Source organism: Sphingomonas sp. MA1305 (assembly GCF_016107325.1).
GTDB lineage: Bacteria > Pseudomonadota > Alphaproteobacteria > Sphingomonadales > Sphingomonadaceae > Sphingomonas.
In genome coordinates this window covers 1-13,622 of sequence record NZ_RCVT01000002.1, presented here as the reverse complement: position 1 = coordinate 13,622, position 13,622 = coordinate 1, and the positions used below count along the sequence as shown (strand labels likewise).

At 69.0% G+C, this 13,622-nt stretch carries 13 protein-coding genes; 8 read left to right on the top strand and 5 right to left on the bottom strand.

Annotated elements, in window-relative coordinates:
- Nucleotides 1–6 precede the first annotated feature (6 nt).
- From D9601_RS08110 to D9601_RS08100, 3 genes are all read left to right on the top strand, one after another.
- The gene (locus D9601_RS08110) at nucleotides 7–1,173 is read left to right on the top strand and encodes an acyltransferase family protein (RefSeq protein ID WP_198353481.1); all 1,167 of its coding nucleotides are present in this window, start codon (nucleotides 7–9) and stop codon (nucleotides 1,171–1,173) included.
- Nucleotides 1,170–2,093: an isoaspartyl peptidase/L-asparaginase family protein gene (locus D9601_RS08105; RefSeq protein WP_198353480.1), complete on the top strand. Its 924-nt coding sequence runs from the start codon at nucleotides 1,170–1,172 to the stop codon at nucleotides 2,091–2,093. The genes D9601_RS08110 and D9601_RS08105 overlap by 4 nt, the downstream gene beginning before the upstream one ends.
- 74 nt (nucleotides 2,094–2,167) lie before the next feature.
- Nucleotides 2,168–3,028, top strand: coding sequence for a S1/P1 nuclease (locus D9601_RS08100; RefSeq protein ID WP_198353479.1), 861 nt, complete (start codon nucleotides 2,168–2,170; stop codon nucleotides 3,026–3,028).
- A 142-nt stretch (nucleotides 3,029–3,170) separates the two neighbouring features.
- Here the strand turns inward: D9601_RS08100 and ppa are convergent, their stop codons facing one another.
- The 3 genes from ppa to D9601_RS08085 form a co-directional block, all read right to left on the bottom strand.
- Nucleotides 3,171–3,752, bottom strand: coding sequence for an inorganic diphosphatase (ppa, locus tag D9601_RS08095; RefSeq protein WP_198353478.1), 582 nt, complete (start codon nucleotides 3,750–3,752; stop codon nucleotides 3,171–3,173).
- Nucleotides 3,753–3,783: 31 nt separating this feature from the next.
- Nucleotides 3,784–5,703 carry a M61 family metallopeptidase gene (locus tag D9601_RS08090; protein ID WP_198353477.1) on the bottom strand — a complete coding sequence of 640 codons (1,920 nt, stop codon included), beginning with the start codon at nucleotides 5,701–5,703 and terminating at the stop codon, nucleotides 3,784–3,786.
- Between the two features lie 94 nt (nucleotides 5,704–5,797).
- Nucleotides 5,798–6,457 (bottom strand): DUF1345 domain-containing protein, encoded by a 660-nt coding sequence (locus D9601_RS08085; RefSeq protein ID WP_198353476.1) that lies wholly within the window; start codon nucleotides 6,455–6,457, stop codon nucleotides 5,798–5,800.
- Nucleotides 6,458–6,506: 49 nt separating this feature from the next.
- On the opposite strand from D9601_RS08085, the gene hisS reads away from it, so the two are divergent.
- The 4 genes from hisS (at nucleotide 6,507) to D9601_RS08065 (ending at nucleotide 11,031) form a co-directional block, all read left to right on the top strand.
- Nucleotides 6,507–7,751, top strand: a complete 1,245-nt coding sequence (hisS, locus tag D9601_RS08080) for a histidine--tRNA ligase (protein ID WP_198353475.1) — start codon at nucleotides 6,507–6,509, stop codon at nucleotides 7,749–7,751.
- Nucleotides 7,752–7,872: 121 nt separating this feature from the next.
- The gene (gene prfA, locus D9601_RS08075; RefSeq protein ID WP_198353474.1) at nucleotides 7,873–8,946 is read left to right on the top strand and encodes a peptide chain release factor 1; all 1,074 of its coding nucleotides are present in this window, start codon (nucleotides 7,873–7,875) and stop codon (nucleotides 8,944–8,946) included.
- A 153-nt stretch (nucleotides 8,947–9,099) separates the two neighbouring features.
- Nucleotides 9,100–9,921 carry a peptide chain release factor N(5)-glutamine methyltransferase gene (prmC, locus tag D9601_RS08070; protein ID WP_332837943.1) on the top strand — a complete coding sequence of 274 codons (822 nt, stop codon included), beginning with the start codon at nucleotides 9,100–9,102 and terminating at the stop codon, nucleotides 9,919–9,921.
- A 288-nt stretch (nucleotides 9,922–10,209) separates the two neighbouring features.
- Nucleotides 10,210–11,031 carry a DUF4167 domain-containing protein gene (locus D9601_RS08065; RefSeq protein ID WP_198353472.1) on the top strand — a complete coding sequence of 274 codons (822 nt, stop codon included), beginning with the start codon at nucleotides 10,210–10,212 and terminating at the stop codon, nucleotides 11,029–11,031.
- Between the two features lie 91 nt (nucleotides 11,032–11,122).
- Here D9601_RS08065 and D9601_RS08060 read toward each other — a convergent pair whose 3' ends face one another.
- A complete protein-coding gene (locus tag D9601_RS08060; RefSeq protein ID WP_198353471.1) occupies nucleotides 11,123–11,404 on the bottom strand; it encodes a hypothetical protein in 282 nt (93 codons plus the stop codon).
- 87 nt (nucleotides 11,405–11,491) lie between these two features.
- On the opposite strand from D9601_RS08060, the gene D9601_RS08055 reads away from it, so the two are divergent.
- Nucleotides 11,492–11,917 carry a CBS domain-containing protein gene (locus D9601_RS08055; protein ID WP_198353470.1) on the top strand — a complete coding sequence of 142 codons (426 nt, stop codon included), beginning with the start codon at nucleotides 11,492–11,494 and terminating at the stop codon, nucleotides 11,915–11,917.
- A 1-nt stretch (nucleotide 11,918) separates the two neighbouring features.
- Here the strand turns inward: D9601_RS08055 and D9601_RS08050 are convergent, their stop codons facing one another.
- Nucleotides 11,919–13,400, bottom strand: a complete 1,482-nt coding sequence (locus D9601_RS08050; RefSeq protein ID WP_198353469.1) for a lipopolysaccharide biosynthesis protein — start codon at nucleotides 13,398–13,400, stop codon at nucleotides 11,919–11,921.
- Between the last annotated feature and the right edge of the window lie 222 nt (nucleotides 13,401–13,622).

Below are 13,622 nucleotides of genomic sequence, written 5' to 3'. Positions count from 1 at the left end.
CCTGCCATGGCGCGCGTTTCCCCCACATCACCGATCCCGCGGCATTACGGTCTCGACTGGCTGCGCGTCGCCGCCTTCGCCATCCTGATCCTCTATCACGTCGGGATGGTGTTCGTGCCCTGGGGCTTCCACGCCAAGAGCCCGCATGGCGCCGACTGGGCGGTGCTGCCGATGCTGGCGGTCAACGCGTGGCGCCTCACCCTGCTGTTCGTCGTGTCGGGCTATGCCAGCCGCGCGCTGCTCAGCCGGGCGCGGGGGCCGGGGGCGTTCCTGACGCAGCGGACGTGGCGGCTGCTGGTGCCGCTGGCGTTCGGGGTCGCGGTGGTCGTGCCGCCGCAGCCCTGGGTCGAACTGGTCACCCAGCACGGCTATCGCGGCGGCTTTGCGACCTTCTGGAGCCACGATTATTTCCGCTTCGCGCGGCTGGCGGGGATCGGCCTGCCGGCGCTCAACCATCTGTGGTTCGTCCTCTACCTGTGGCTCTACACCGTCGTGCTGGCGTTGCTCGTCGCGCTGCCGCGCTGGCCGGGCGCGCAGGCGCTATTCGATCGCCTGTTCGGCGGGCCGCTGCTGCTGATCCTGCCCGGTACGTGGCTGGTCTGCATCCACGCCTGGTGGTTTCCGATGGGCTATGAGACGCAGGATCCGCTGCACGATCCGATGGCGCACATGATCTACCTGCCCGCCTTTCTGTTCGGCTTCGCGCTCGCCGCCGCGCCGCGGGTGCTGGCAGCCTGCGTCCGCTATCGCTGGCTGGCGGGCGTCGCCGCCATCGCGGCCTATGGGGTGATCCTGGCGATCGAGCTGATGCCGGACGGCGATCCGCCGCGCTGGCTTTACCCCGGTTACGGAGCGGCGCATGCCGTGCAGCAATGGGGGGCGATCGTGGCGCTGATCGGCCATGCCGAGCGGCGCTGGAACCGCGACCACCGTTGGCGCGGCCTGCTGACCGAAGCGGTCTTTCCCTGCTATCTCGTCCACCAGACGATCATCGTGCTGACCGCCTATTGGCTGATGCCGGCGGGGCTCACCGGCGGCGTGGAATGCGCCATCCTGGTGGTGGCGACGATCGTCGGATCGATGGCCTTCTATCTGATCGGCCGCCAGATCGGGCCGCTGCGGCCGCTGATCGGGCTGCGCCGCGTTTCTTCGCATAGGGTAGCTACGACATGACGGATGGTTGGAGCCTGGTCCTGCACGGCGGTGCGGGGACGATCACGCCGGAACGAATCGGCGCGGGGGCGGAGGCTGGCGCGGGCGAGGCGCTGGCGCGCGCGCTCGATGCCGGCTCGGCGATCCTCGACGCCGGTGGCGCGGCGCTCGACGCGGTCGAGGCGGCGGTGCGCGTGCTGGAGGACGATCCGCATTTCAACGCCGGGCGCGGCGCCGCCTTTACCCGGGCCGGCACCAACGAGCTCGACGCGGCGATCATGCGCGGCACCGACCGGGCGGCGGGATCGGTCGCGGGGCTGACCCGGGTGCGCAACCCGGTGTCGCTGGCCCGGCGGGTGATGGAGGCGAGCCCGCACGTGCTGCTCGCCGGCGCCGGGGCGGAGGAGTTCGCGGCGGGCCAGGGTGTCGAGACGGTCGATCCCGCCTGGTTCGCGGTCGCCGAGCGCCGCCGCCAGCTCGACGAGCTGCTGGCGCGGGGCGGCGACGCCTTCGACGTCGACATGAAATACGGCACGGTCGGCGCGGTCGCCCGCGACCGGCAGGGGCACCTCGCCGCGGCGACCTCGACCGGCGGCGTCACGGGGAAGCGCTGGGGCCGGATTGGCGATTCGCCGCTGATCGGCGCGGGCACCTATGCCGACGATCGGGCGTGCGCGGTGTCGTGCACCGGATCGGGCGAACAATTCGTCCGCGTCGGCGTCGGCCACGAGATCGCCGCGCGCATCCGCCTGGCCGGCGAGGATGCGGGCGCGGCGGCCGAGGCGGCGCTGGCGGAGGTGCGCGCGCTCGGCGGCACTGGCGGCGTGATCGTCGTGACCCCCGCGGGCGAGGCGATCTGGCGCTTCATCACCCCGGGCATGTACCGCGCGCGGGCGACCTCCGCCGGACTGCGCGAGGTGGCGCTGTACGGGGAGGCGTGATCGGCCGGCGCGCGCTGACGATCAGCAATCCTGACGCTTCTGTCGGATGCGTTCCGCGGCTACAGCGTTTCCTCATGAAAACGCTTCGCTTTTGTCTCGCCGCGATTCCGGCTCTGGCCCTCACCGCGCCCGCCCATGCTTATTGGGAATATGGCCATCAGACGGTCGCGCAGATCGCCTATGCCAATGTCACGCCGAAGACGCGGGCGGCGATCCGCCGCCTGCTGGCGCAGACGCCCCAGCTCGACACGCCCACCTGCCCGGCGACGACGATCGAGGGCGCCAGCACCTGGGCCGATTGCGTCAAGCCGCTCAAGAACGCCGACGGCAAGCCGCGCTTCGGCTATGCCTATAACTGGCACTTCCAGGACGTGAACATCTGCGCGCCGTTCAGCCTGGAAGAGGCGTGCAAGGACGGCAATTGCGTGTCGGCACAGATCAAGCGCGACGTAGCGGTGCTGCGCGACCATCATGCGAGCGGCAAGGACAAGGCGCAGGCGCTGGTCTTCCTGATCCACTTCGTCGGCGACCTGCACCAGCCGCTGCATGCCGGTGAGAAGGGCGACAAGGGCGGCAACGACGTCGCCGCGGCCTATGGCGAATACAGCCCGCGGCGGTTCAACCTCCATTCGATCTGGGACGGCACGCTCGCCGAGCGCGCGATCACCAGCGGACCGAGCCTGGTGCGACGCTATTCGCCGGCGGAGAAGGCGCGGATCGCCAGGGGCGATGTCGACGATTGGAGCCGCGAATCGTGGCAGGTCGCGCATGACGTCGTCTACGCCAGCGCGTTGAAGGGCGATCCGTGCGGACCCAGCCCGGCCAAGGTGACGCTGGACGAGGCGACGATCGAGAAGATCGTGCCGGTCGCGCGGCTGGAAGTGGAGCGGGGCGGCCTCCGGCTGGCGAAGCTGCTCGACCGCGCGCTGGGGTAAAGTTTCCCGGCGCGGGATGGGGACCTGCCCAAAGGAGGGTGGAGGGGGGCGGCGCGGCGTTCTGCCGTCAGCCCCCCCCGTCAGCCCCCTGTCAGCCGTTGCGGGCTGACGCCTCCCCGCGAGGCGGGGAGGCATGGGTCATTCAGCCGTCGCGGCCGGGGACGTCGTGGTCGTGCGGTTCCTCGCCCTTGGCCTTGGCCTCATTGTAGCGATCGATCGCCTCGACGGTGATGCGGCGCGCCTCGGCGGCGTCGCCCCAGGTGCCGACGCGCACCCACTTCTTCTTCTCCAGGTCCTTATAGTGGGTGAAGAAGTGTTCGATCTGCTCGAAGACGATCTCCGGCACGTCCGCCCGCTCGCCGACGTTGCTGTAATAGGGGAAGACCTGGTCGACCGGCACGCAGACCAGCTTTTCGTCGCCGCCGGCCTCGTCCTCGAGATTGAGCACCGCGATCGGCCGGGCGCGCACGACGCAGCCGGGGATGAACGGCGAGCGCGCGATCACCAGCGCGTCGAGCGGGTCGCCGTCGGGCGACAGCGTATGCGGCACGAAGCCATAGTTCGCCGGATAGCGCATCGGCGTGTGCAGGATGCGGTCGACGAACAGGGCGCCCGACGCCTTGTCGAATTCATATTTCACGGGCTCGCCGCCGGTCGGCACCTCGATGATCACATTGAGGTCGTCGGGCGGACTCTTGCCGACCGGGATCAGATCGATACGCATGCAATTCCCTTGTAAGAAACCGCGCTTTCCCTCAGCGCGGGGCCAGAAGACGATCGAGCCCGCCTTCGCCGGTGCCGACCTTCTCGAGGCGCGGATAGCGGGGACCGCCATGATAGTCGATGGCGACGTTACGGAACCGTGGCCCATTCTTGACCAGTAGCTGGATCGGCTCCTTCGACGTCTTGGCCGCGACGATCGCGGCTTTCAGGCGATCGCCGCTATACGCCTCGCCGCCGATCGCCTGGATCTGCGTGCCGACGTCGAGACCCGCCTTGAACGCTGGCGAATCCCAGATCACGCCGTTGACGTTGCCGTCCGGGCCGACGTTGAGGCCGATCGAATAGGTGACATCGGTGCCGCGACTCTTCTCCAGCCTGCTGAAGTATTTGGTCGGCGTATCGGTGTAGACGAGCTTGTAGCCGTTCATCGCGAAGCCGTTGACCGGCGCGGGCTTGCCCGTCTCGGTCAGCCGCTGGTTGAGGAAGCCGGCCCAGTCGTAGGGGACGATGCCGTTCAGCGTCTTGGCGACGTCGTCGAACGTATAGGTGACCTCGCCATAATCACCGTCGCGGATGCCGAAGAAGGCGCGGGCGAAATCGTCGATCGACTTGGTGCCACCCGACTTCTGGCGGAGCATCGCATCGACCTCCATCCAGACCATCAGGCCTTCGTTGTAATAATCCTCGCTGCGCTGCCAGCTGGTCCAGCCCTTCGGCCGGCGCGCGGAGATGATCGGATCGTTGGTCGTGTCGACCAGGTCGCGCCACTGGCGGCCGGGCGCGAGGTCGTAACTGCCGGCGATCGCCGCATAAGCGTCGAGCGTGTCCTGCTTGCTGACTAGGCCGGAGCGCGCCTGCAGCACATAGCCCCAGAATTGCGTCTGGCCTTCGTACACCCAGAGCAGCGAATCGCGCATCGGCGTACGGAAATCGGGCGTCCACAGATCGGCGCCGCGGCGGAACTTGCCGTCCCAGCTGTGGGTGAATTCATGCGGCAGCAGATTGCGCGCCGCGACGTTGGAATCCCATTCGGTGAAATAGGTCTTGGCGGTGCCGTCCTCCGACGACCGGTGATGTTCGAGGCCGATGCCGCCGAGCTGGTCGCTGAGCGAGACCAGGAATTCGTAATGGTCGTAATGCTGCGCGCCGAAGGTCTTCACCGCCTGGTCGACGAGCCGCTTGTGCGCCTCGATCTGCTCGGGCTTGGCGGCGAGCAGATCGGGCGAATCGGCGAAGACGTTGAGGTTGACGCGCGGCGATAGCGGCCAGGTCTTGCCGTAGCGGCCGGCGAGCACCGGCGAATCGACCAGGATCTCGTAATTGGTCTGCTGATAGGCATAGACCGACCCCGCGGCCTTCGACGGCACCGCGCCCGCCGCGGTCCAGCCTGCGGGGAAGCGCGCGGTCATCTGGATCGGGATCTGACGGGTGAAATAGCCGGCCGGATAGAGGCTGACCGAATTGGGCTGCAGGCTGATCAGCGCCGGCGTCGCGACGACGCGGCCCTGATTGCCCTGCGTCGCGGAGATGAACTGGAATTCGACGTCCAGCGTCTTGGCGCCGGCGGGCACGTCGATGTGGAAGGCGTAGACGTCGACCGGATCGCGCGTCCAAGGCAGGATACGGCCGTTGGCGCGGATCACCAGGCCGGCGAGCTTCTCGATCTCGCCGCGCGGGGCGTGGTTGCCGGGCAGCCACTTCGGGTAGAGCAGCGCGACCGGGCCGCTCTTGGCGACCGGGATCGTCTCCTTAACCCGGAAGATGCCGCGCTCCGTGTCGGTCGCGTCGACATCGAGCTTGATGACGCCGGGATAGGGCGTATCGACCGCGTCGGGAATGGTGTCGACGAAGGGGACCGGCTGGGGCGCGGTGTTGCCGGCGGGAACCTGGGCCAGCGCCGGAACGGCGACGGCGGACGCGAGCAGGGCAGCGACGAGAAGCTTGGCGTGCATGGAAGGCCTTTGCGGCTGAAGGAATGGCGGGATGTTAGGCGGCTGAAACGTCAGCCGTCCAGTCCCTTCACATCGGCGCCGGCAGAAGGGCGATTCAGTTGCCGCCGCCGCCCAGCACGTTGATCGAGAAGGCGACGACACCGAGATTGAAGACGAAGGCGGCGAGGCACTGGCCGATCGCGACGCGGCGCAGGCGTCGCGAGGCGATCGACACGTCCGACGTCTGGAAGGTCATGCCGAGCGTGTAGCTGAAATAGAGGAAGTCCCAATAATCGGGCTGGTCGCAATCCGGGAAGCACAGCCCACCGGCATCCTTCCCGCCCTTGTCGGCGGCGCTGTAGAACAGATGCGCATAGTGCAGCGCATAGACCATGTTCGAGAACAGCCAGGCGAGCACCAGCGTCACGATCACCAGCACGATCGCATAGGTGTCGTTCTTGCCCTTCAGCTCGCCGGCGACCGCGACCAGGATCACCAGCATCGTCGCGCCGGTGATGCCGAGCAGGACGGCGCGATTGGCGTCGTTGTCGCGCGCCGCGCGACGCATGTGGTCGATATCGCCGCGGCGGAACAGCGGGATCAGCGACAGCAGGAAGATCAGGCTGGCGCCGTCGAAGGCCACCATCGTGCCGCGCCCCTTGCCGATCGCCGGGATGAGCAGCGCCAGGCCGGCGACGAACAGGAGCGCGAACAGGGCGAAGCGCGGCGGCGCCACCCGTTTGCCGATTCCCCACCAACGTTGTTGTTCGGTCATATCGCAGCGCTAGCGATTCGTCGGCGGCTCGCCTAGATACCCGGCGATTATGGCCCGTATCGAAACTCCGCGCCGGGTGCGCGGCACCCAGGACATCTTCGGCGAGGAGCAGCGGCGGTTCGGGCATGTGCTCGACACGTTCGACCGGGTGCGGCGCCTCTATTGCTTCGGCCGGGTCGAGGTGCCGGTGTTCGAGGACACGGCGGTGTTCGCGCGCTCGATCGGCGAGACGACCGACGTCGTGTCGAAGGAGATGTACACGTTTCCCGATCGTGGCGGCGATTCGCTGACGCTGCGCCCGGAGTTCACCGCCGGCATCGCGCGCGCCTTCCTGACCGAAGGGTGGCAGCAACATGCGCCGCTCAAGCTGGCGACCAGCGGCGCGGTGTTCCGCTACGAACGGCCGCAGAAGGGACGCTATCGCCAGTTCCACCAGATCGATGCGGAGATCCTGGGTGCGGCCGAGCCGGCCGCCGACGTCGAATTGCTGGTGATGGCGGACCAGCTGCTGCGCGAGCTCGGCATCGCGGACGGGGTGACGCTGCAGCTCAACACGCTCGGCGATGCCGCGACGCGCGACGCGTGGCGCGCGGCATTGGTCGCGCATTTCGAGGGACATCGCGGCGATCTGTCGGAGGACAGCCTGGTCCGGCTCGACAAGAATCCGATGCGCATCCTCGATTCCAAGGACCCGCGCGACCGCGGCATCGCCGATGCGGCACCCGACATCGACGCCTTCCTGACCGACGAGGGGCGCGCCTTCTTCGACGCGGTCACCGCCGGACTGGACGCGGCCGGGGTGGCATGGACGCGCAACCCGCGGCTGGTGCGGGGCCTCGATTATTACCGCCACACTGCGTTCGAGTTCGTCACCGACCGGCTCGGCGCGCAGGGCACGGTGCTGGCGGGCGGCCGCTACGACGGGCTGATCGAGAGCCTGGGCGGCGCGCCGACGCCGGGTGTCGGCTGGGCGGCGGGGGTCGAGCGGCTGGCGATGCTGCTGGAGGAGCCGGCGCTGCCGACGATCGACGCGGTGATCGTACCGATGGGTGCGCCGGCGGAGACGCGCGCGACCGGGTTGCTGGCGGCGCTGCGCCGCGCGGGCCTTGCGGTTGACATGGCATACAAGGGCAAGATGAAGCAGCGGCTGGCGAAGGCCGATGCATTGGGCGCGCGCCATGCGCTGATCCTCGGCGACGACGAGCTGGCGGCGGGCGTCGTGCAGGTGAAGACGCTGGCGAGCGGGGAGCAGCGGCAGGTGGCGCTCGGCGATGTGGCGGAGGCGCTGCGGTGACCATAGCCGTCATCCCCGCGCAGGCGGAGATCCAGAACCTCTGCCGGATCGCAAGGGCCACGCCGCCTGCGTGTCTGGATTCCAGCCTGTGCGGGAATGACGGGGTGGGAGCGCCGCGCGCATGACCACCATCTCCCCCGAACGGATCGCGCAGATCGAGGCGCGGCGGGACGAATTGCAGGCGCTGATGGCGACCGGCGACCTGCCGTCCGACCGGTTCGTGCAGGTCTCCAAGGAATATGCCGAGCTGGAACCCGTTGCGCGCGCCGCGGCGGAGGTGCGACGGCTGCGCCAGGAGGCGGACAGCCTCGCCTTCATGGCGGAGGACGGCGACGAGGAATTGCGCGCGCTCGCCGCCGAAGAGCTGCATGCCAACAAGGCGGCGCTGGAGACGGCGGACCGCGGCCTCGCGCTGGCGCTGCTGCCGCGCGACGCCGCCGACAGCCGCGCCGCGATGCTCGAAATCCGCGCCGGCACGGGCGGCGACGAGGCGGCGCTGTTCGCCGGCGACCTGTTCCGCATGTACCAGCGCTATGCGGAATCGCAGGGCTGGCGCGTCGAGCTGATCAGCGCATCGAGTTCGGACGCGGGCGGCTACAAGGAGGTCGTCGCCTCGGTGACGGGGCAGGGCGTGTTCGCCCGGCTCAAGTTCGAAAGCGGGGTCCATCGCGTCCAGCGCGTGCCGGCGACGGAGAGCGGCGGCCGCATCCACACCTCCGCGGCGACGGTGGCGGTGCTGCCAGAGGCGGAGGAGGTGGACGTGCAGATCGATGACAGGGACCTGCGCATCGACGTCTATCGCTCGTCGGGACCGGGCGGCCAGTCGGTCAACACCACCGACAGCGCGGTGCGCATCACCCACCTGCCGACCGGTCTCGTCGTCATCCAGCAGGACGAGAAGTCGCAGCACAAGAACAAGGCCAAGGCGCTGAAGGTGCTGCGCACTCGGCTTTACGAGGCCGAGCGCGAGCGGCTGGCGGCGGAACGATCCGGCACGCGGCGCGCGATGGTCGGATCGGGCGACCGGTCGGAGCGCATCCGCACCTACAATTTTCCGCAGGGCCGCGTGACCGACCATCGCATCAATTTGACGCTGCATCGCCTGCCCGAGATCATCGAGGGCGAGATGGGCGAGCTGATCGGCGCGCTGATCGCGCAGGACGAGGCGGAGCGGCTGGCGGCGCTGGATGCGTGAGCGTGGGCGACGGGTGAAGGCCAGCGGCGCGCCTTCCTCCCTCGTCATCCCGGCGGAAGCCGGGACCCATGGACTCGGTGCGGCTAGCGGCATCGCACGCCATCGGCCGCTCGCGACCATGGGTCCCGGCTTCCGCCGGGATGACGAATGGAGGTGAGTGCGTCTCACGCGGTCAGCGCCGCCCTCGCGGACGCCGCCGCCCGTTTCGCCTTTTCACAGACGCCCCGGCTCGATGCCGAACTGCTGCTCGCTCATGCGCTCGGCATCGAGCGCAACGCCTTGCTGCTCGACCCGCAGCGCGAGGTGCCGGCAGCCTTCTGGGACCTCGTCGCGCGGCGCGAGCGGCACGAGCCGGTCGCCTATATCACCGGCTCCCGCGGCTTCTGGACGATCGACCTCGAGGTCGGGCCGGGCGCACTCGTGCCCCGCGCCGACAGCGAGACGGTGCTGGTCGCGGCCGGCGCACACTTCGCCGGGCGCGCGCCGTCGACCGTGCTCGATCTCGGCACCGGGCCCGGCACCCTGCTGCTCGCCGCACTGGACGAATGGCCGGCGGCGGGGCTGGGCGTCGATCGGTCGGCGTCGGCGCTGGCCTATGCGCGGCGCAACGCGGCGACGCTCGGCATGGCGAAGCGGGCGCACTTCGTGCAGGGCGACTGGGCGGCCGCGGTCGACGGGCGCTTCGACCTGATCCTCGCCAATCCGCCCTATATCGGGACGGACGAATGGCTGCCCGACGAGGTGCGGACCTACGAGCCGGCCGCCGCCTTGTTCGCGGGCGACGACGGACTGGACGATTACCGCCAGCTCGCGACCCAATTGCCGCGCCTGATCGCGCCGGGCGGCTGCGCCGCGGTGGAGATCGGCCACACGCAGGCGGAGGCGGTTTCGGCGCTGTTCGCGGCGGCGGGCCTGAGGACCAGCGTGCATCGCGATCTCGGCGGGCGCGATCGCTGCCTGCTCGCTACGCCTTGAAAGATCGTGGTCAACGCCACATATTTCGCTTGTAGGACCGCCCCCGCGACCGCTATTGCAGCGACGGGGCACGCATCATCACCGTTATGTGGTTGATCGCAGGGCGATGGCCCGCATCCTTCGTCATGACAGCCGCTGGGGAAGCGGCCATGGCAGGGCCCACGTGTCGCGGTGAACCGCGCGCGGGCGCCGGAAGTTTGCGCCATCGGGTCGGGAAAGCCCTTGGTGGGCAGGAGCTTGGGCCAGTTTGGTTTCATGGACCACATACTCGGATCATAGGACAGTAGCTTGATAAACAATCGGCAGAACGGTCGTCGTCGCGGCCGTGGCGGTGGCGGCAACAACAATGGTCCGCGCCAGGGCGGCGGCCAGGGGCGTCCCGACAACGGCAACCGGATCGACAGTCGCGCACGCGGCAACGCCAACCAGCTGCTCGAAAAGTACAAGAACCTCGCCGCGGATGCGCAGCGCCAGGGCGACCGGATCAACACCGAATATTATCTGCAGTTCGCAGACCATTATTTCCGCGTGATCGCCGATCAGCGCGGCCGGTTCGACGACCAGCAGCCGCGCCGCCAGCAACCCTTCGACCTCAACGACGACGACGATTACGGCGACGAGGGTGAACCGATCCGCGCGGGCGAGCAGGACGGCGGTGAAATGCGCCAGAGCGAAATGCGCCGGCCGGATGCGCAGGACGACGGTCGCCAGCAGCGCCGGCGCGAGCGCGGCAACGAGCAGCGCAACGCCGATGGCGAGCCGCGCCAGCCGCGCAACTGGGAAGAGCGCCGGCCGCGCCGTACCGATGTCGAGCAGCCGGTCGAGGTCGCCGGCCAGCACCGCGCCGACACGATTGGCGAAGGGGAATCGCTCGAGGCACGGGCCGAAGCGGTGATCGAGGCCGATGCGCCGGCGCCGCGTCGCCGCGGTCGCCCGCGTCGCGACGCGCAGGTCGAGGCCCCGGCCGCCGAGCCGGAGAGCAACGGCGTCGACGCCGATCGCCTGCCGCCGTCGCTGACGCTGGTCGCGAACGATGCCGACGATGCGCCGAAGCCGCGCCGTCGCCGCACCACCCGCACCCCGGCCGCCGAGGCGCCGGCGGCGGAGTGATCCGGCCGATCCGATAAGCGAAAAAGCCGGTCGTCCCCCGCGGGACGGTCGGCTTTTTCGTGTTGGCTTCGCCTGGCGGTGGCGGCGGGCCTCAGTCCGGCCGGTCGAACCGCTCGACCTCCTCGTCATGGCCGGTGCCCGAACTGAGGAAGACCAGCCCCATCAGCGCTCCCGCCATGACGATCGATCCGCCGACGCCGCCGATCACCGCCAGCATCGTCACCAGATGCAGCGGGCCCTGGACCCAGGCGAGCGCGGCGATCGCACCGGCGCTGACGATCGCGGCAAGCAGCGTCATCCACGCCATGATCGTGCGGAAGCGACCCCAGGCATGGGCGGCGAGCAAGGGATCGTCGAGGCCGTGGTGCGTCATACCTTTTGCATGTGACGGCAAATCGTGATCTCCTCAATGACCTGAAGCAGGCCGGCACGCACCGGCCGCAGCGAGAAGGAGGAGAGGATGACGATCGCGGCAATCCTGCTAACGAAGGGCGACGATGTCGCGTCGTTGCCGGCGCATGCCCACGTCGCCGAGGCGGTGGCGTTGCTCGCCGAGCGGCGGATCGGTGCGGTGCCGGTGATGGACGGCGACTCGGTGGCGGGTATCTTCTCAGAACGCGACCTCGTCTATTCGGTGGCGCGCGACGGCGCGGCGGCGCTGGACCAGCCGCTGTCGGCGGTGATGACCAGCCCGGTCGAGCAGGTTGCGCCCGACCAGCCGGTGATCGCGGCGCTGTCGCTGATGACGCGGCGTCGGATCCGCCATCTGCCCGTCGTCGACGGCGGCCGGATGATCGGTTTCGTGTCGATCGGCGACTTGGTCAAATATCGCATCGACCGGATCGAGGCGGAGGCGCAGTCGATGCGCGACTATATCCGCCAGTAGCTCAGGCCGGCAGCGGCCGCTTGCGGACGATGGCGATCAACTCGCGCAACGTGGTGCGGGCGAACAGGACGAGCGTGCCGCCATAGGTGAGCACGCCGACCGCGACGAGGGCGGCGAGCCGCGGCGCCGGCGCCAGCGGCGGCAGGGCGCGGTCGACGGCAAGCACGACGAGCGCCATGCCGAGGGCGGCCAGCGCGCTCGGCAGGATCGCCGCGAGCAGGTCGCGTGCCCTCACCCCGATCACCGGTAGCGAGCGCCAGCTGCTCACCGCCAAATAGATGGGATAGGCGGCGACCCAGCTCCACGCGAGGCCGATGCCGCCCCAGCGCACGCCGACCAGGAAGGCGGCGGCGAGCACCAACGCACCGAAGGCGCCGTTGCGTGCGCCGATGCCGGGCCGCCCCCGCGCGTCGCAGGCGGGACTGTAGAGCACCTGCACCGTCATGAACGGCATCGCCAGCGCGAGCAGGCGGACGACCGGGACGACCTCTGCCCATTTGCGGTCGAGCGCGGTCAGCACCAGCGGCACTGCGGTGACGGCCAGTCCGGCGTAGAAGGGCAGGGCGACCAGCATGATGATGCGCACCGCGCGCAGGAAGCCGCGCGGGATCGCGCCGGGATCGTCCTGCATCCGCGCATAGGCGCTGAACGCCACCTCGTTGAGTGGCGGCACGAATTTGGAGACGAAGATCTGCGCCAGGAAGAGCGCGGTGGTGTAGATGCCGAGCGCGTGCGCGGTGAGGTGACGCCCGGCGATGAACACGTCCGCCTGGCTCTGCAGGAACCAGAAGAACTGGCCGGCCGCCATGATCCCGCCGAAGCGGGCAAGGTGGCCCGCGCCACGGAAGTCGAAGCTCGGCCACATCAGCGAGCGCGCGCCCCAGGTCAGCACCAATGCCCGCATCGCATAGAGAGCGATCGGCGCCGCGACGAGCGCCCAGACGCCCCAGCCCGCCAGCGCCGCGGCAAGCGCGGTCAGCGCCCCGGTGATCGAGGCGGCGATATTGGCGGTCGCCTGCCGCCGGAAATCCATCGTCCGGCTGAGCAGGGCATAAGGCAGGGCGGCGAACGGGGTGATCAGATAGATCAGCGCCTGGACACGCAGCAGCCGGGCGACCGCCGGCTGGCCATAATAGGCCGCTGCGAGCGGCGCGATCGAAAGCTGCGCGACGGCGAGCACAACGTTGAGCGCGATGAGCATGCCGAACAGCTGGCGAATCTGACGCGGTGTCACCGCCTCGCGCTGGATCAGTCCGCTCGCCAGCCCATAGCCGTTGAGCATGTTGAGGAAGACCAGCACCACCCCGGTCATGGCGTAGAGGCCATAATCGCGCGGATCGAGGATGCGGATGACCAGGAAGGTGGCAGCCCATTGCAGGATTTGGGCGACGATCTGGCTGCCGGAACGCCAGATAACCGCCCGGCGAATCTGATTCCCGAGCGATTCTGCGGCGGCAGGGGCGTGATTCGTCGCGGCGTCCATCCGCTGCGGGCTAGACGGAGAGGGCTTCACAACCGGTAAAGCGCAGCTTTTCTGCGGGTTTGCGGACAATCTGAAAGAAAAATGCAAAAAAGTGTTTGACCGTTCGGAACACCCCGCCTAGAGGGGTGTCACCGCAGCGACGGGCCACACGGTTCGCTTCTACGGTCACCGAAAATCAGGCGCCAAGGTCGCCCTCCACAAAGAGGGTAGGACAGGGCGTCG